Origin of the sequence: Streptomyces lavendofoliae (genome assembly GCF_014649735.1) — a bacterium.
Lineage (GTDB): Bacteria > Actinomycetota > Actinomycetes > Streptomycetales > Streptomycetaceae > Streptomyces > Streptomyces lavendofoliae.
Window position 1 is genome coordinate 13,161 of record NZ_BMTP01000016.1, and the last position, 17,801, is coordinate 30,961.

Consider the following 17,801-nt stretch of genomic DNA (forward strand, 5'->3'; position numbering starts at 1 on the left):
CCCCGGTTGCGGGCCGGCCCGCTGTCCGGCAGACAGGAAGCACCTGAAGGAGGTTCGCGTGCGCTCACCGCTACGCCCCCGCCGGTGCGCCGGCCGTGCCGCGCCGGCCGCGCTGCTGCTGGCCGCCGGTCTGCTGGCCGCGGGCTGCGGCGGTACGGACGACGGCGGCGCGGGCGCCCCGGAGCGGGCCGGGACGCCGGTGGTGGACGCGCGCGGCGTGCGCCTCCAGCCGGCCGGCGCCCGGGGGCCTCACCCGTTCACCGCATCGACGGTCCGCCCCGCGCCGGGCCGGACCGCAGCGCCCCCGCAGCGGGTGGCGGAGGGCCGGGGCCCGGTCACCGTCCCGGGCTCCACGCCCGGCCTCTACGGCGGTCTGCCCTCCGCCCCCAGTTGTGACGTCGCGCGGCAGGCCGGCCTGCTGACCGCGGACGGCGCCAGGGCGGAGGCGTTCGCGCGGGCCGCCGGGATCGGTCCGGCGGGCATCGCGTCATGGCTGCGCGACCTCACCCCCGTGGTGCTGCGCGCCGACACCCGGGTCACCGCCCACGGCTACCGCGACGGCTCGGCCGCGCCCTACCAGTCGGTCCTCCAGGCCGGTACGGCCGTGCTGGTCGACCAGTACGGCGCGCCACGCGTGCGGTGCGCCTGCGGCGGTCCGCTGCGGTCGCCGGTCCTCGCCGGGAGCGCGAGCGGGAGCGGTGGCCCGGGCGGAGGGGGCGGGAGCCGCGTGGACGGGAAGGCGGGTGCCGCCGCCGGACGCGCCACGGACGCGGACCCCGGCGCCCAAGTGGGTGCGGGCGACGGCGCGGGTGCCGGGGCGGGCGCGGTGACCCCCTGGGCCGGATACCACCCCGGCCGGGTCGTGATCATCACGCCCACGCAGCAGGTGGTGCACAGCCTCGTCATTGTGAACCTCCGGGACAACACCTGGCTCGAGCGCCTCACCGGAACCGGGGGTGCGCGGGACCGGCGCCCCGAGGCGCCGCCCCCCTTCGCCCCCGGTGAGCGGGACCTGGCGGCGGCTGCGGACAGGGAGCCGCCCGCCGACACCGTGCCCGTGGCGCCCTCCGACTGCCCCACCTCCATCGGCGGCAGCCGGACGGTCCCGCCCGGCTGCCCCACCCCGCCCCCGTCGCCGCCGCCCCCGGTCATGCCCCTGCCGGACGCCCCCGGTCAGCCCGGAGTCCCGGACGTCCCGGCCGTTCCCGACGCGCCGGCGGTCCCGGACGCGCCGGAGGCGCCGGGCGCGCCCGCCGTGCCCGAGACTCCCGCGGCGCCCGACGGCGTCGGCGTACCGGATGCTCCCGCCATGCCGGACGACCTTGGCGCTCCACCTGATTTTGAAGTTCCGGATACGGGAGGCGGGCCGGAGGGTATGCCACTCGGGCCGGATCCCTCCGAGGGCTGACGGCATCCCGAACAGTCGAAAAACCCGACAAATGATGGCAGAGTGGCTCCATGGTTGATCCGGCAGCGGATGCCCTGTCGCTTCCCGAGGACTGGCCCGCCCACCCGGATCTGAGTCTGGCGCTCAACCGCATGGGCAGCTTCGACTGGGACCTCGACACGGGGCTCATGCACATGGACGAGGCCGCCCTCGACGTGTTCCAGACGGACGTCACCGAGTACGACGGGCGACCGGAGAGCCTGGCTCCCCGGGTGCCGCCCAGCGAGTCCATCCGCCTCGACGGCATGGTGGCGCAGGCCCTCAAGAGCGGCGGCACCCACTACGGCGCGTACTTCCGCATCCGCGCCCGCGACGGCAACCTCCGCTGGACGCACACCCAGGGCTTCATCAGGCGGGACGAGACCGGCCGCCCGCGCCGCATCATCGGCATCGTCCGGGACGCCACCCACGAGCTCGCCGAGTCCACCGCCCGCCGCGAGGTGGACGACGAGCGGCGGCGCCAGACCAGCGTGGTGGAGTCGACCACGGCGGCCCTCGCCCACGCCCGGACCGTCCAGGACGTCATCGACGTGCTGAAGGACTCGCACGGCCTGGAACACCTCGGCGCCACCAGCGTGGTGATGGGGCTGCTGGAAGCGGGCCGCATCCACCTGGTCGCCGACGGGCCCGAGGGCTCCTTCGTCCCCGGCACCCGCCACACCCGGGTGGACGAGCAGTACCCGATGAGCGAGGTCGTCCGTACCCTCGCCCCCCGCTTCATCGAGTCGCCCGACGACTTCGCCGGCTCCTACCCCGTCCTGTGGCCGCACATCAGCGGGCTCGGCATCACCTCCGCCGCCTATCTGCCGCTGATCGCCCAGGCCCGCCCCATCGGCGCGCTCGGCCTGCTCTACAGCGACAAGGACGGCTTCTCCCCGGAGGACCGCAACGTCCTCGTCGCGCTCGGCAGCAGCATCGCGCAGAGCCTCCAGCGCGCCATGCTCTTCGAGCAGGAGCACGACCTCGCGGAGGGCCTCCAGCAGGCCATGCTCCCGCGCCGGATCCCCGAGGTGCCCGGCGCCCAGATCGCGGTCCGCTACCGCTCGGCCCGCCTCGGCCGCGACATCGGCGGCGACTGGTACGACATCATCCCGCTGCCCGGCGGACGGGTCGGCGCCGTCATCGGGGACGTCCAGGGCCACGACACGCACGCCGCGGCGGTCATGGGGCAGCTGCGCATCGTGCTGCGGGCGTACGCGGCGGAGGGGCACACGCCCGCCACCGTGATGGCCCGGGCCTCCTCCTTCCTGCACGAGCTGGACACCGACCGGTTCGCCACCTGCACGTACCTGGAGGCCGACCTCGCGACGGGCGTGGTCCAGGTGGTCCGGGCGGGCCACGTCGACCTGCTGCTGCGGGACACCGACGGCGGCTGCCGCCGGGTGCCGGTGGAGGGCGGGATGCCGCTCGGGCTGTCGGCCGAGTTCGGACGGCTCGACTACCCCGTCGGGATCCTGGAGCTGGACCCCGGGCAGGCCCTGCTGCTCTACACCGACGGCCTCGTCGAGCAGCCGGGCACCGACCTGGACGAGGGCATGCAGTGGCTCACGGCGCTGGTGCGCAACGGCCCCGACGACATCCAGGATCTCGCCGACCACATGTGCGACGTGGTCGACGGGCGCGGCGGGGACGACGACATCGCCGTCCTGCTGCTGCGCCGCAAGGGCGGCTACACCCCGCAGGCCGGCGGGCGGCTCCAGCAGCACGTCGCCCAGAGCGACCCCGAGGCGCTGATCTCGGCCCGGCACATGATCCGGGCGGCCGTACGGGCCTGGGGGGCGGGGGACCGGGCCGACGAGATCGAACTGGTCGCCGACGAGCTGATCACCAACGCGCTGCTGCACACCGACGGCGGGGCGATCGTCACCCTGCGCATGCTGGCCGGGCACGAACGGCGGCTCCGGGTCGAGGTCGAGGACCGCTCCAGCGCCCTGCCCCGCCGCCGGGAGGCCGGGCCGGCGGGCGTCTCGGGCCGGGGTCTGCTGCTGGTGGACCGGCTCACCGACGTATGGGGCGTGGACTCGCGCGGCAGCGGCAAGTGCGTCTGGTGCGAGTTCGCCCTCTCGGGGCGGGCGGAGATCCCCTGGACGTCGGCCATCGACACGGTGCCGGCGGACATCCCCCGACCGTGACCGGCCGCGCCCGCCCGTGCCGTCCGGCCCCGGCGGACGGCCGTGACCCGGGACGGTCCGGGGGCGCGCCGCGCGGGGCTGCGGCAGGCTGGAAGCATGCCCGAACTGCCCGAGGTCGAAGCCCTGCGAGAGTTCCTCGACGAGAACCTCGTGGGCAAGGAGATCGCCCGCGCCCTGCCCGTCGCGATCAGTGTCCTGAAGACGTACGACCCCCCGCTCTCCGCGCTGGACGGCACCGCCGTCACCGCCGTCGGCCGGCACGGGAAGTTCCTCGACATCGAGGCGGGCGGGCTCCACCTGCTGGTCCACCTCGCCCGGGCCGGCTGGCTCCAGTGGCGCGACGTCCTGCCCTCCGGGCCGCCACGCCCCGGCAAGGGGCCCCTCGCCCTGCGCGTGGCGCTCACCGGCGGCGACGGCTTCGACCTCACCGAGGCCGGCACCACCAAGCGCCTCGCCGTGCACCTCGTCCACGACCCCGCCGACGTCCCGGGCGTCGCCCGCCTCGGTCCCGACCCGCTCGCGCCCGGCTTCGACCGCGACGCCTTCGCCGCCCTCCTCGCCGGGGAACGACGGCAGATCAAGGGCGCCCTGCGTGACCAGAGCCTGATCGCCGGCATCGGCAACGCGTACAGCGACGAGATCCTGCACGCCGCCCGGATGTCGCCCTTCAAGCCCGTGCGGAACCTCGACGACGACGGGATCACCACGCTGTACGCGGCGATGCGCACCACCCTGGGCGAAGCCGTGGAACGCTCGCACGGACTGGCGGCCGGCCGGCTGAAGGCGGAGAAGAAGAGCGGGCTGCGCGTCCACGGCCGGACCGGCGAACCGTGCCCCGTCTGCGGCGACACGATCCGCGACGTGTCGTTCAGCGACTCGTCGCTCCAGTACTGCCCGACCTGCCAGACCGGCGGCAAGCCTCTCGCCGACCGGCGCCTGTCCCGCCTGCTGAAGTAGCCCGCGCGCTCAGGGCCGTACCGACACCAGTCGCTCGCCGTCCACGGCCCGCACCTCCAGCCGCTCGATCTCCCCGATCCGCAGCGCCGTGCCACCCTCCATGAACGGCTCGTCGCCCGCGTCCGTCGCCCAGGTCATCACCGGCCACGACCGGCCGTCCGTCCCGACGACGACCAGCTCGCACACGTGCGGCCCCCGCACCCCCGCCACCCGCAGCGCCACCTCCGTGCCCCACTCCCGCTCCCGCAGCGCCACCGACGCCGACGCCCCGGTCGCCGTGTCCGTCGCCGCGGCCCGCAGCACCCCCGGGTCGCCGGCCTCCGCGCCGGGAGACGTCAGCAGCACGGCGCCCGGCACCGCGACCGCCAGCGCCGCCGCCACCCCGACGACCCCCGCCCGCCACCGCCGCACCGGCGCACGGCGCGCCCGCCGCACCCGGCGCCGCCCCGTCCGGGCCGGCCGGCCCCGCCCCGCCCCCGCGGGCCGCAGCGGCTCCCGGCCCGCCAGCTGGGCGAGCGCCGACGCGGTGAAGGCGAAGTCCGCGAGCCCGGCGGCGCAGGCCGCGCACCGCCCCAGGTGCTCCTCGCACGCCAGGGCGTCCGCCGGTTCCAGCACGCCCAGCGCATAGGCGGCGACATCGTGATGCCGCTCCCGCAGACTCATGGGGGTGCCTCATTCCCGCGTACGCGCCCGATGCCTGTGCTTCCCTGAAGCCTTACGCCCACCAGTACGCATCCGAGCCGTTTCTCGCTCAATAGTCCCGCCCCTACACTCCGCACCATGGTGCGCGTACTGGCCGTCGACGACGAGAAGCCCGCTCTCGAGGAGCTGCTCTACCTCCTGCGCGCCGACCCCCGGGTGCGCAGCGCGGAGGGCGCCACCGACGCGACCGAGGCGCTGCGCCGCATCGGGCGTGCCCTGGAGGCCGGACCGGACGGCGAGGACGCCATCGACGTCGTCTTCCTCGACATCCACATGGCCGGGCTCACCGGCCTCGACATCGCCCGGCTGATAGCCGGGTTCGCCAGGCCCCCGCTGATCGTGTTCGTCACCGCTCACGAGGGGTTCGCGCTCCAGGCGTTCGACCTCAAGGCCGTGGACTATGTCCTCAAACCGGTCCGCAGGGAACGACTGGCCGAGGCGGTGCGCCGGGTCCGTGAACTCGCCGAACCGGCCCTCGCCCCCACGGCGGCGCCGGAGCAGATCCCGGTCGAACTGGGCGGCGTGACACGGTTCGTGGCCGTCGACGACATCGCGTACGTCGAGGCGCAGGGCGACTACGCGCGGCTGCATACCGACAACGGCAGCCATCTGGTCCGCATCCCGCTGTCCACGCTGGAGGAGCGATGGGCGGCGCGCGGCTTCGTCCGTATCCACCGCAGCCATCTCGTCGCGCTGCGCCGCATCGACGAACTGCGCCTCGACGCCGGGACCACCACCGTGCGGGTCGGCAGTGCCGAGCTCGCCGTCAGCCGCCGTCACGCCCGCCAGGTGCGGGACCTGCTGATGCGCCAGGCCCGCGGCTGACCGACGCGCGGCAGCGGCCGTTCGGCGACGGGACCGCCACCGGCCGGCCGGCGGCCTCACGCGCGGCGCCCCTTGATCACCGGACGAGCACCGGACGCACCGGACGCACCGGACGCACCGGCTGCACCGGATGCACCGGACGCACCGGGCGGGCACCGGGCCCATCGGGCTCGGCGACGCCCCGGCACCCGACAGCCCCCTGACGGCGGCCCGCCGTCCCCGACCGGGCGCCGCGCCCCCGGCCCGCGCCCCGGAACCGGGGTCTACCTTCGGTAATGGCTTCTGCGTAGACTCCATCGACCGGAGCAGCCGCCCCGCCCCAGCGAGCCCACCCACGGACGCCGATGCCCGTAGAGCCCACGCCCGCGCGCCGACCCCGCCGCGAGACGGTCACCGGTGTGCCGCGCTCCGCCCGCCGTCCCCCCGGCCACGCGCCCGCCCGGTCCGAGATCAGCGAGCAGACCACCCTGGGCCACACCTACGTGCGCTCTCTGATGCGCAGCCAGCTGCGTGCCGCGCTGTACGCGCTCGCGACCCTCGCGCTGCTCGTCGGCGCGCTGCCGCTGCTGTTCACGCTCCCCCCGGCGCTCGGCCACGGCACCGCCCAGCCGTTCGTGTGGGCCGCCCTCGGCGTCGCCGCGTACCCCGTCATCTGGCTCGTCGCCCGCTGGTACGTCCGACGCGCCGAGCGGAACGAGCGTGACTTCACCGGCCTGGTGGAAGGCCGCTGAGCGCGGATGGACCGGACGTGAACCAGACCTACGCGGTCGCCGCCGTCACCGCGGTGGTCCTCGCGACCGTGCTCATCGGCGCGCTCGGGCTGCGGATCTCCCGCACCACCTCCGACTTCTACGTCGCCTCCCGCACCGTGGGCCCCGGCCTCAACGCCGCCGCGATCAGCGGGGAGTACCTCTCCGCCGCCTCCTTCCTCGGCATCGCCGGACTCGTCCTCCTCCAGGGCCCCGACATGCTCTGGTACCCGGTCGGCTACACCGCCGGGTACCTGGTCCTGCTGGTCCTGGTCGCCGCCCCGCTGCGTCGCTCGGGCGCGTACACGCTCTCCGACTTCGCCGAGGCCCGCCTCGAGTCGCCCGAGGCGCGCAGACTGGCCAGCCTCTTCGTGGTCGGGATCGGCTGGCTGTACCTGCTGCCGCAGCTCCAGGGCGCCGGACTGACGCTGGAGATCCTCACGGGCGCCCCCGAATGGGTCGGCGGGCTGGTCGTGGCCGTGGTCGTGACGGGCGCGGTCGCCGCGGGCGGGATGCGGAGCATCACCTTCGTCCAGGCGTTCCAGTACTGGCTGAAGCTCACCGCCCTGCTGGTCCCCGCGCTGTTCCTGGTCACCGCGTGGTGGGGTGACGACGCACCGCGCGCCCGGTTCGACGCGCCGGCCGTCTTCCGGGAGCACACCACCGTCACGATGGACGACACCGTGCGCGTGGACGTCGACGCGCCGCTGACCCTGACCGTCTCCGGGCGCGTCGACTCCACCGCGTACGAGGGGGACCGCGTCGCGCTCGCCGAGGGCGGCCACCTCGTCGAGGCCGGCACCACCCTCGGGTTCCCGGCGGGGGCGCGCGTCCCCGAGCGGGCCGCCAACGGCGATGACCCTCTCGGCTGGTCGCAGCCGCTGGCGGACGGCAGCGACGGCCACCAGCTCTACGCCACCTACGGGCTGATCCTCGCCACGTTCCTCGGCACCATGGGGCTGCCGCACGTCGCGGTCCGCTTCTACACCAGCCCCGACGGGCGCACCGCCCGCCGCACCACGCTCGTCGTCCTCGGCCTGGTGGGCGCCTTCTACCTGCTGCCGCCGGTGTACGGCGCGCTCGGCCGGATCTACGCGCCCGAGCTGACCCTGACCGGTGCGGCGGACGCCGCCGTACTGGTCCTGCCCGACCGTGTGGTGGGCGGGACGGCCGGCGAGCTGCTGGGCGCGCTGCTGGCCGGCGGGGCGTTCGCGGCGTTCCTGTCGACGGCCTCGGGGCTGACCATGTCGGTCGCGGGGGTGCTCAGCCAGGACGTGCTGCCCTCACGCGGGGTGCGGCACTTCAGGCTGGCGACCGTGCTCGCCATGGCGGTGCCGCTGGCGGTCAGCCTGGTGGCCACGAACGTGCCGGTGGCCGACGCCGTGGGCCTGGCGTTCGCCGTGTCGGCGTCCTCGTTCTGCCCCCTGCTGGTGCTGGGCATATGGTGGCGGCGGCTCACCCCGCCCGGCGCGATGGCCGGTCTGGTGGCGGGCGGCGGGGCGGCGCTCACCGCCGTGATGGCCACGCGCGCGGGGCTCGCCCCCGAGGGGTGGCCGCACACCCTGATGGCGTGGCCCGCCCTGTGGTCCGTACCCCTCGGGTTCCTCACCATGGTGGCCGTCTCGCTGGCCACGCCCCGCCGGGTGCCGGCCGGCACCCCGGCGATCCTGGCCCGGCTCCACCTGCCCGAGGACCTGGTCGGCCGCCCCCGGCCGGGACAGCCGGAAGGAGCCGGCCGGTGAGCGGCACGGCCGGGGTCGTCCTCGCGGCCCTGGCCGCCGCCGGGGCCGTCCTGCTCGCCGCCGGGTTCGCGCTGGGTCGGCTGACCGCGCGGCGGGCCGGCCGGGACGTCCTGGACCTCGGCACGCCCGTCGAGCGCGCCACCTTCCACACCCTGCACACCGCGTCCCTCGCCGCCCCGCCGCTGCGCGCCGGGCTCACCGGCGACACCGCGCGCAAGGCGTCCCGCCGGCTGCGCTCCCTGCTCGGCACTGAGGCGCTGTGCCTCACCGACCGCACGGCCGTGCTCGCCTGGGACGGCCCCGGAGGCGACCACCATCGGGGCCAGGTGATGGAACGGGTCGCCGAGGTGCTCGGCTCCGGGCGGGGCCAGAGCGTCCGGGCGGCGTGCGACGAGCCGGACTGCCCGCTGCGGTGGGCGGTGATCGCGCCCCTGACCGGCGAGGAGGGAGTACTGGGCGCGCTCGTCGCGTACGGCTCGCGCGAGTCGGCGGTGCTGGTGCGGGCCGCCACGGAGGTGGCCCGCTGGGTGTCCGTCCAGCTGGAGCTGGCGGAACTGGACAGGTCCCGTACGCGGCTGATCGAGGCGGAGATCCGTGCCCTGCGTGCCCAGATCTCCCCGCACTTCATCTTCAACTCGCTCGCGGCCATCGCCTCCTTCGTCCGCACCGATCCCGAGCGGGCCCGCGAACTGCTGCTGGAGTTCGCCGACTTCACCCGGTACTCGTTCCGGCGGCACGGCGAGTTCACCCAGCTCGCCGACGAGCTGCGCTCCATCGAGCAGTACCTGGCGCTCGCGGGCGCGCGGTTCGGCGACCGCCTCCAGGTGACGTTGCAGATCGCGCCCGAGGTGCTGCCGGTGACGCTGCCGTTCCTGTGTCTCCAGCCGCTGGTGGAGAACGCCGTCAAGCACGGCCTGGAGGACTCCCGCACCACCTGCCGGGTGATCATCGCGGCCGAGGACGCCGGCGCCGAGGCGGTCGTCACCATCGAGGACGACGGGGTCGGCATGGACCCGGACGTCCTGCGCGCCGTCCTCGCCGGGGAGCGCTCCCCGGCGTCCGGCATCGGCCTGTCCAACGTCGACGAACGGCTGCGGCAGGTGTACGGGGACGACTACGGCCTGGTCGCCGAGACGGGCGTCGGCGCGGGGATGAAGGTCACGGTGCGTATCCCGAAGTACCGGGCGGGTGTGCACCGCGATCCCCCCAGGTCCGTTGAGGAATGAAATGTCCCTCTATGGGGACGCGGGTGCGTGGCGGCGAACGCTCACCGGGAGGCAGCCATGCGTATCCACGATCACTACGAACTGGACTTCGGGCAGGAGGACGTCGTGCTGGTGCACCGCACCGAGCGCAGCGGGGCCGGGGGGCACCCGGTCTACTCCGACGACACCGGCATCGTCCTGGCGGAGATAAGCGACCGGGGCGAGGTGCGGATGCTCGCCAGCAGTGGTCACCAGGACCTGCCGCTCCGGGTGCGGGCGCGCCCGTCCCAGCCGCACTGAGGTCGTCCCGCCCCCGCGTCCTGCCGCGGAGCCCGCTCCTCGGGCCGGGCGGCCCGCCCGCCGGCCGGCGGCGCGGCACTCAGTGCAGCCGGAGCGCCAGGTGGCCGAGCGGGAGGCCCAGGCGCCAGGACGGGAGCCACACGGCCTCCGACTCGTCGACCGCCGGCGCGGCGGCCGGGCCGGCCGACAGGGCGCCCAGGTCGGTGGCGAGCAGGTGGGTGCCCTCCAGCCGCTGCCAGGTCTCCCGGGCCAGGGCGAGACCCCCGTCCTCGTCGCCGTCGCGCTCGCGCCGGGCGGCCAGCCGCTCGCGCACCCACTCCTCCCAGGGGTGGCCGTACTCCGTGCGGGCCAGCCACTCGTCCAGCCGGTCCTGGGCGTCCGGGCCGGTGGCGTCGCCGGTGCCGTCACCGAGGTAGACGGTCAGCGCGAGCGTCCGGCGGCCCGCCTGGTACTCCAGCGAGCCGGGCTCGACCAGACCGCCGGCTCTCAGCAGTTCGTCGGCGACGTACTCGGCACACAGCCAGGCCATCGGTACGGCCAGCCCGCCCCCGCCGGTGCCGTTCGTGCTCTCGGGCCGCAACGTTCCCACCTTCTCCCGGACGTCCAACGCGTGCGTGTGTGGTCCTCGACGACGAGCCTCTACCGTCAGGCACGGACCGTGGCCCCTCTTTGCTCAACTCTGCGGTGTGGTTTCGCCTACATTCCGGTCCGGGATCGTGACGCGCGGGCGGCGAGTGCCCGGAGAGGGCGGTGGGGTGGCAGGGGTCAGCCCCGCAGCGAGCCGGAGAGCGTCCTGCTGTAGCCCGGCAGGCACCGTCCGAGCGCCCGCAGCGCGTAGTGCGAGCGCGACTTGACCGTCCCTGCCGGTATGCCCAGATCCGCTGCGGCCTCCTTCACGGAGAGGCCGTCGAAGTAGATCCGCACCAGCACCGCCCGGTGCTCGGGGCTCAGCTCCCGTACCGCCGCCCGTACGTCCAGCGCGGCGACGGCGGACTCGGTGACGTCGGAGGGGTCGGGGGTGCCGGCGAGCACCCCGTCACCGATCTCGGTGGGGCGGGCCATCCGGGAGCGGCGCGCGTCGATCGCCAGCCGCCGGCCGACGGTGAACAGCCACGGGCGCATGGACTCGTACGGGGCCTCGAACGCCTCGGGGTGCTGCCACGCCCGGACCAGCGTCTCCTGGAGCAGGTCCTCGGCGCGCTGCCGGTCGCCGTACGTCAGGCCGAGCAGGAAGCTCAGCAGCGCGGGGCCGTGCTCCCGCTGGAGCTCCTCCAGGGCCCGCTCGTCCGTGGTCGCCGTCGTCATCGTCACACCCTTCCGCGCCGTACTCGCACCTCGACGCGTATACGAACGCATCCCGACCCCGGGGGACAGGCGCCGCACCGGGGCGTGCGACGAGCGGTCGCACCGAGCGGCGAATGGTGCGGCGAACGGTCGCCCGGAGGGAGGCGCCCGGTATCACTGCGTTTGCGTGATTTTACATATTTAAGGATTGTCTGATCCTCATTTCCCGTAGGGATCGAGGGGAGCACCCCGCCCCTCCCCAGCACCCCGATCCCCCCGGAGGACGGCTGATGACCAGCACGCCCATGCGACGGACCACGGTGGCGGTGGCCGCCGTCCTGCTATCCGCGACGGCAGGCTGTGCCGGTGCGCCTGCCGAGCCGTCCGCCCCGGCCGACCGGCCGCACCGGGCCGCCCTGCCCGCGCCCTCCTCGGCGGGCGGCGCCGCCGCCGCCGCCGCGCCGGAGCGCGGGTTCACCCTCGTGGCCACCGGCGACGTCCTGCCGCACGCCTCGATCATCCGGCAGTCCCAGGCGGACGCCGGCGGCACCGGCTACGACTTCCGCCCCATGCTGGCGGGCGTCAAGCCCGTCATCTCCCGGGCCGACCTCGCCATCTGCCACATGGAGACGGTGTACGGCAAGGACGGCGGGCCCTACACCGGCTACCCGTCCTTCAAGTCGCCGCCCGAGGTGGCCACCGCGCTGGCGGCCACCGGCTACGACTCCTGCTCCACCGCCTCCAACCACACCCTGGACGACGGCGCCGACGGCCTCGGCCGCACCCTCGACGCCCTCGACAAAGTGGGCGTCCGCCACGCCGGCTCCGCCCGCACCGCCGCCGAGGCGGCCCGCCCCACCCTGCTCAAGGCCGGCGGCGCCACGGTGGCCCACCTGGCGTACACCTACGGCACCAACGGCATCCCGCTGCCCCGGGACCGGCCCTGGGCGGTCAACCTCATCGACGAGAACAAGATCCTCGCCGACGCGCGGGCGGCCCGCACGGCAGGCGCCGACGTCGTCGTGGTGAGCCTGCACTGGGGAACCGAGTGGCAGACCGCCCCCGACGAGCAGCAACTGGACCTCGGACGCGGCCTCACCGCCGCGGCGACCGGCGGCCGCCCCGACATCGACCTGATCATCGGCACCCACGCCCATGTGCCGCAGGCCTACGAGAGGGTCAACGGCACCTGGATCGTCTACGGCATGGGCGACCAGATCGCCGGCGACATGATCAACTACAGCGGCGCCTTCGACCCGCGCGGCAACCAGGGCACGATCGGCCGCTTCACCTTCGCCCCGCCCGCCAGGTCCGGTGCCCGCTGGGAGGTGGCGAAGGCGGAGTTCCTGCCGCAGTGGTTCAACACCGGCACGGGCCGGGTGGTCGACCTGAACGCCGCGATCAGGGCGGGCGAGAACCTCACCGCCGTGCGCGACCGCATCCAGCAGGTCGCCCTCAGCCGGGGCGCCGCCGAGGACGGCCTGGTCATGGGCGGTTAGCGCCGGGCCGCCCCGCGCCCACCGCCCGCACGGTGCCGTCACGGCCCCCTGCGGGCGGCGGGCCCGCTCGCGGTCGTGGCGGCTCAGGGGCCGGGCGGGCCGCCCGCGCGCGTACGGTCCCGTGCCTCGGCCCGGGCCAGGTTGGACCTGCGGTACGAGTAGCCGAAGTACACGGCCAGGCCCAGCGCGAACCAGACGGCGAAGCGGGCCCACGTCTGCCACTGCAGGAACGTGATCAGCCAGAGGGAGAAGACCACGCCGATCGCCGGCACGAACGGCATCCCCGGCGTGCGGAATGTCCGCGGCAGCTCCGGGCGCCGGTAGCGCAGCACGATCACCGCGACGCACACCACCACGAACGCCAGCAGGATGCCGATGTTGGTCAGCTCGGCCGCCTCGCCGATCGGCAGGAACCCCGCGATGAGCGCCGACGCCACGCCGACGATCCACGTCACCCGGGTCGGGACGTGCCGCGTGGGGTGCGTCTTGGCGAACCAGTGGGGCAGCAGACCGTCCCGCGACATGGAGAACCACACACGGGTGACGCCCAGCATGAAGGTGAACATCACCGTGAGGATGCCGATGATCGCGCCCACCGCGATCACGTCCGCCAGCGCGTCCAGGCCCACCGACTTGAACGCGGTGGAGAACCCGCTCTCCGGGTCGACCTCCGTGTAGTTCTGCATACCGGTCAGGACCAGGCACGCCAGCACGTACAGGACCATCGAGACGGCGAGGGAGTACAGGATCGCCTTCGGCATGTGCCGCTGCGCGTCCTTGGACTCCTCGGCCGCCGTCGACATCGCGTCGTACCCGAACACCGCGAAGAACACCGTCGCCGCACCGGTGAACGCGCCGCCCACCCCGTAGGGGAAGAAGGGGCTGTAGTTGTCGGAGGTGACGTGGAAGAAGCCCACCACGATCACCAGCAGCACCACCAGCACCTTCAGGATCACGACGACCGTCTCGAAGCGCGCCGCGTTCTTGATGCCCAGGGTGAGCAGGTAGGCGATCAGCAGGCACAGCACCGCCGCGAACAGGTCGATCCGGTGGCCCTCGCCGGTCCCCGGCGCCCCCAGCATCCAGGCGGGCAGTTCGGCACCGAACTCGCCGAGGAGGAAGTTGAAGTAGCCGGAGATGCCGATGGCGACGACGGCGACGATCGCCGTGTACTCCAGCAGCAGGTCCCAGCCGATCAGCCAGCCCACCAGTTCGCCGAGCACCGCGTACCCGTACGTGTAGGCCGACCCGGCCTTCGGGATCAGACCGGCGAACTCGGCGTAGCTGAAGGCGGCGGCGGCGCTGGCGATGCCGGCGATCAGGAACGAGACGAGCACGGCGGGACCGGCGGTGCCGTTGGCGACCGTACCGGCCAGGGTGAAGATGCCCGCGCCGATGATGCCGCCGACACCGATGGCCGTCAGCTGCCACAGCCCCAGCGTCCGGGTGAGGCGTTCCTCCTCGGGGCCCTCGTCGATCAGTGCGATGGGTTTGCGGCGCAGAATTCCCTGCCCCGCGCGGATCCGGGCCATGAGCGTCACCTCTTCGCGAACGGCATCGGCTGACGGCGGATCATGATGGCCCACCCCGGGACCCGGGGGAAGACGACACACACCACCCGGTGCCACTGTTCGCCGCCCGGCGGTCCGCTGGTCCCATCGGGTGCATTCGGCCGCCCGGACGGTGTGGGTCAGGGGCGCGGGGCATCCGCCATGCGAGTTATCGGTCATGAGAACCGATCAAATGCACAACGGTCGGCGGATGGTGCTGCGCATCGCCGCCGCACTCGGGGCCACCACGACGTTCGGACTCTTCGCCCTGGAGCGGACGGGAAGCCCTCCCGGCCCCTCCGGCCCTCCCGGCTCCGCCCGGTCCCCCGTCCCCTCCCGGCGTCCCGCCCCCGCCGCCGTCGCGCCGGGCGCCGCCGGTCCCCAGGCGGGCGGTGCCCAGGCGGGCCCCCGTCTGGCCCCGTCCTCGTACCGGCTCCAGCCGATGACCGCGTACGCGCCGCCCCGCCACCGGCGCGCCCTGCCCCCCGTACGGCAGCGGCCCTTCCTGCGCGTGTCCGGCGCCGGCCGGTCGATGGTCCTCTCCTTCGACGACGGGCCCGACCCCCGGTACACGCCCGCCATCCTCCGCACCCTGCGCAGATACGACGTGCGCGCCATGTTCTTCGTCTGCGGCGAGATGGCGGCCGTGAACCAGGACCTCCTGCGCGAGATGGCCGACGACGGGCACGTGGTGGGCAACCACTCCTGGTCGCACCCGCTGATCCCGAGTCTCCGCCCCTCCCGCATCCGTGACGAGCTGGGCAGCACCAGCGACCTCATCGAGCGCACCCTCGGCTCACCGCCGCTGTGGTACCGCGCCCCCTACGGCGCCTGGAACCGGCACTCCTTCGAGATCGGCGCCGAACTGGGCATGGAGCCGCTCGCCTGGACGGTGGACACCCTCGACTGGAAGGAGCCCGGCACCGGCCCGATCGTGCGCCGCGTCCTGGACGGCGCCGGGCCGGGCGTCGTCGTGCTCTCCCACGACGCGGGCGGCGACCGCTCCCAGAGCGTCGCCGCCCTGCGCACCTACCTGCCGGAACTGCTGGCCGCGGGCTACCACCTCACCGTGCCGCGCCGGTGAGGCGCCCACGCCGGGCGGCACCCGCCGGGCGGGCCGAGCCGGTTCCGGGCGGCCGGCCCGCTCAGCGGGTCGCCACCAGCCGGGCGAAGGCGACCACGTTGCCGTCGTAGCCGTGGGCCTTGGAGTAGCCACCACCACAGGTGATCACGCGGAGCTCCGGGTGCCCGGTGTCGCCGTAGACGCGCACCCCCGGGAAGTCCTCCTTGGAGAAGACCTCGATGCCGTACACCTCGAAGACCGCCACCCGCCCGTCGAACCGCGTCACCTCCACGCGGGCCCCCCTCTTGAGCGAGCCCAGCCCGTAGAACACCGCCGGTCCGGCCTCGTTGTCGACATGGCCGACGATCACCGACGTACCGCGCTGACCGGGGGAGATGCCGTTCTGGTACCAGCCGGCCATGTTGGGGTCCTGGGCGGGCGGCGCCTCGACCCAGCCGGCCCGGTCCAGTCCGACGTCCATGATCGGCGCGTCGACGTCGATCGACTCGATCCGGATCCGGGAAGCGGGGGCGTACGCGAGGGGCCGCAGCCCTACGGGCGCGACCGGCACCGCGCCCGCGCGGCGGTTCTCCGAGACGGCGGCGGGGGCCGGCTGGGGCGGGCCGGGCCGGGTGTCGACGCCGTTCCGCATCATCGCGAGACCGGTGAGCATGACGAGGGCCAGCGCTCCCCACGGCGAGCGTCTCCTCGTCTCGAAGCCACTGTGGTCCAGGCCCCTGCCCATGCTTCTCCCTTCGCGGCGTAGTAGCACGCTAAGTGCGCCGCACGGCACCGGCGATCAGGAGAGGGGCGAACGGGTGGCGGGCGCCAGAGGGGATGACCCATCCGTGTCATCGTCGCGCGAATCGTCCCTCGGCCGCCCTGACGGTCCGTGACCTGCGACTCCGTCAGATACGCGGCCACCGCACCGGCGTGTCGGCTCACCGGGGTGGACGAACTCCGAAATGCGCTAAGCACACCGGCTTGTGAAGGTTCGTCGTGGAAGGCGTACTCGTCGAATCCTCCCGGAGCGCCGCTTCGGGGCGTCTTCCACTGGAGGTTCAACGATGCGTGCTTCACGCGCTCTCGCGGTGGCCGCCACCGCCGGCGCGGCCATCGGGCTCTGCGCCCCCGTGGCCCTCGCCAACAACGGTCCCACCAACGTCACGGTCTCCCCGACCCGGGTGCACCAGGGAGGCCAGCTCGCGGTCAGCGCCATGGGATGCGGCCACGGCGGCACGGTCACGTCCAACGCGTTCCCCAAGACGGCCCTCACCGTCAACCCCTCCGGGCACTCGGCCGCCACGCCCCGGATCTACGACCACGCCACGCCGGGGCAGTACAACCTGGCCGTCAAGTGCAGTGACCACTCGATGGTGGTCACCAGGACCTTCACGGTCGTCCGCGGCCGTGGCTCCCAGGGCGGTCTCGGCGGTTCGATGGCGCCGAGCTCCACCGAGATGGCCATCGGCGGCACCCTGGTCGCCACCGCGGCCGTCGGCGGCGGGCTGTTCATCAGCCGCCGTCGCCGTTTGAGCGGCGGAAAGGTCTGACCGGCCGAACCTCCCGGTCGGCCGGATACGCCCGTCGCCCCGAGTCCTGGTCGGTCAGGACTCGGGGCGACGGGCGTGCGGGGGAGGGGCGCCCCGGGGGCCGGTCAGTGGCGCCGGCCCTCGGCGCGGCGGCGCAGCATGAAGATGACGGCGGTGGCCGCCGCCACGACCAGGCCGGTCCCGGCGGCGAGCTGGCCGGCGTTCAGGCCGCCGATGCTGCCGCCCACACCGCCCCGGACACCCTGGCTGGGCGCCGTGGTGGTCACCGTCCGCGTCGTCGTCACCGTCGGCACGGCGGTCGAGCTGGTGGTCGGGGTACTGGTCGGGGAACTGGTGGCCGGTGGGATCCTGAGGTCGGCCGTGCCCGGCGCACCACCCGCGCACGTGAACGACACCGTGTAGACGGCGCCGCGCCTGGCGTCCCAGTCCACGGTGGCCGTCGCCGACCGGCCGGCCGGGATGGTCACCGTGTCGAAGACGCCCGAGGAGGCCATCGCGGTGCCGGAGCAACCGGGGGCCGTGAGCACCACCCTGCCCCCCGGCTGGACGGCCGAGGGGCTGATGGCGAAGTCGCCGGGGGCGAACCTGCCGGAAGCCACCGCCGGGGCGGGAGCGGTCAGGGCGAGAGCGGCCGCTCCGAGGAGAGCGGCGGAGGCGGCACCTATCGCGCGCATCGTCAATCCTCCGGGTCCCGAGGGGCAGCTGCGGAAGGGATATCCACAAAGCGTCTGATATGCACCTCGATGCCGGAAACGCTAGGAGCGCTTTATCACAACCGCGATCCCAGACGGGC

At 74.3% G+C, this 17,801-nt stretch carries 17 protein-coding genes; 11 read left to right on the top strand and 6 right to left on the bottom strand.

What is annotated here, in order from left to right:
- Window positions 1–58: 58 nt before the first annotated feature.
- From IE109_RS26260 to IE109_RS26270, 3 genes are all read left to right on the top strand, one after another.
- Entirely contained in the window at window positions 59–1,408 is a 1,350-nt protein-coding gene (locus IE109_RS26260) for a DUF6777 domain-containing protein (protein ID WP_189553822.1), read from the top strand.
- Between the two features lie 50 nt (window positions 1,409–1,458).
- Window positions 1,459–3,579, top strand: coding sequence for a SpoIIE family protein phosphatase (locus tag IE109_RS26265; protein ID WP_189553823.1), 2,121 nt, complete (start codon window positions 1,459–1,461; stop codon window positions 3,577–3,579).
- 96 nt (window positions 3,580–3,675) lie between these two features.
- Window positions 3,676–4,536 carry an Fpg/Nei family DNA glycosylase gene (locus IE109_RS26270; RefSeq protein ID WP_189553824.1) on the top strand — a complete coding sequence of 287 codons (861 nt, stop codon included), beginning with the start codon at window positions 3,676–3,678 and terminating at the stop codon, window positions 4,534–4,536.
- Window positions 4,537–4,545: 9 nt separating this feature from the next.
- On the opposite strand, the gene IE109_RS26275 is transcribed toward IE109_RS26270, so the two are convergent.
- Entirely contained in the window at window positions 4,546–5,199 is a 654-nt protein-coding gene (locus IE109_RS26275) for an anti-sigma factor family protein (protein ID WP_189553825.1), read from the bottom strand.
- A 117-nt stretch (window positions 5,200–5,316) separates the two neighbouring features.
- Between IE109_RS26275 and IE109_RS26280 the strand changes: the two genes are divergently transcribed.
- The 5 genes from IE109_RS26280 (at window position 5,317) to IE109_RS26300 (ending at window position 10,059) form a co-directional block, all read left to right on the top strand.
- A complete protein-coding gene (locus IE109_RS26280; RefSeq protein ID WP_189553826.1) occupies window positions 5,317–6,063 on the top strand; it encodes a LytR/AlgR family response regulator transcription factor in 747 nt (248 codons plus the stop codon).
- Between the two features lie 344 nt (window positions 6,064–6,407).
- A complete protein-coding gene (locus tag IE109_RS26285) occupies window positions 6,408–6,794 on the top strand; it encodes a hypothetical protein (RefSeq protein WP_189553827.1) in 387 nt (128 codons plus the stop codon).
- Between the two features lie 17 nt (window positions 6,795–6,811).
- The gene (locus IE109_RS26290) at window positions 6,812–8,554 is read left to right on the top strand and encodes a sodium/solute symporter (protein ID WP_189553828.1); all 1,743 of its coding nucleotides are present in this window, start codon (window positions 6,812–6,814) and stop codon (window positions 8,552–8,554) included.
- Window positions 8,551–9,780 (top strand): sensor histidine kinase, encoded by a 1,230-nt coding sequence (locus IE109_RS26295; RefSeq protein WP_189553829.1) that lies wholly within the window; start codon window positions 8,551–8,553, stop codon window positions 9,778–9,780. Before IE109_RS26290 ends, IE109_RS26295 begins: the two co-directional genes overlap by 4 nt.
- Before the next feature lie 57 nt (window positions 9,781–9,837).
- A complete protein-coding gene (locus IE109_RS26300; protein WP_189553830.1) occupies window positions 9,838–10,059 on the top strand; it encodes a DUF6296 family protein in 222 nt (73 codons plus the stop codon).
- 79 nt (window positions 10,060–10,138) lie between these two features.
- On the opposite strand, the gene IE109_RS26305 is transcribed toward IE109_RS26300, so the two are convergent.
- Together IE109_RS26305 and IE109_RS26310 are read right to left on the bottom strand one after the other, a co-directional pair.
- Window positions 10,139–10,639: a hypothetical protein gene (locus IE109_RS26305; protein ID WP_189553831.1), complete on the bottom strand. Its 501-nt coding sequence runs from the start codon at window positions 10,637–10,639 to the stop codon at window positions 10,139–10,141.
- 185 nt (window positions 10,640–10,824) lie between these two features.
- Entirely contained in the window at window positions 10,825–11,364 is a 540-nt protein-coding gene (locus IE109_RS26310; RefSeq protein ID WP_189553832.1) for a sigma-70 family RNA polymerase sigma factor, read from the bottom strand.
- Between the two features lie 269 nt (window positions 11,365–11,633).
- On the opposite strand from IE109_RS26310, the gene IE109_RS26315 reads away from it, so the two are divergent.
- A complete protein-coding gene (locus IE109_RS26315; protein WP_189553833.1) occupies window positions 11,634–12,842 on the top strand; it encodes a CapA family protein in 1,209 nt (402 codons plus the stop codon).
- An 83-nt stretch (window positions 12,843–12,925) separates the two neighbouring features.
- On the opposite strand, the gene IE109_RS26320 is transcribed toward IE109_RS26315, so the two are convergent.
- Complete coding sequence (locus tag IE109_RS26320; protein WP_189553834.1) at window positions 12,926–14,374, bottom strand: amino acid permease; 1,449 nt, start codon at window positions 14,372–14,374, stop codon at window positions 12,926–12,928.
- 211 nt (window positions 14,375–14,585) lie between these two features.
- On the opposite strand from IE109_RS26320, the gene IE109_RS26325 reads away from it, so the two are divergent.
- Window positions 14,586–15,476 carry a polysaccharide deacetylase family protein gene (locus tag IE109_RS26325; RefSeq protein ID WP_189553835.1) on the top strand — a complete coding sequence of 297 codons (891 nt, stop codon included), beginning with the start codon at window positions 14,586–14,588 and terminating at the stop codon, window positions 15,474–15,476.
- Window positions 15,477–15,537: 61 nt separating this feature from the next.
- Here the strand turns inward: IE109_RS26325 and IE109_RS26330 are convergent, their stop codons facing one another.
- Window positions 15,538–16,200, bottom strand: a complete 663-nt coding sequence (locus IE109_RS26330; protein WP_189553836.1) for a class F sortase — start codon at window positions 16,198–16,200, stop codon at window positions 15,538–15,540.
- A gap of 322 nt (window positions 16,201–16,522) precedes the next feature.
- Between IE109_RS26330 and IE109_RS26335 the strand changes: the two genes are divergently transcribed.
- Window positions 16,523–17,008 (top strand): hypothetical protein, encoded by a 486-nt coding sequence (locus IE109_RS26335; protein WP_189553837.1) that lies wholly within the window; start codon window positions 16,523–16,525, stop codon window positions 17,006–17,008.
- A gap of 104 nt (window positions 17,009–17,112) precedes the next feature.
- On the opposite strand, the gene IE109_RS26340 is transcribed toward IE109_RS26335, so the two are convergent.
- Window positions 17,113–17,682, bottom strand: coding sequence for a hypothetical protein (locus IE109_RS26340; protein ID WP_189553838.1), 570 nt, complete (start codon window positions 17,680–17,682; stop codon window positions 17,113–17,115).
- Between the last annotated feature and the right edge of the window lie 119 nt (window positions 17,683–17,801).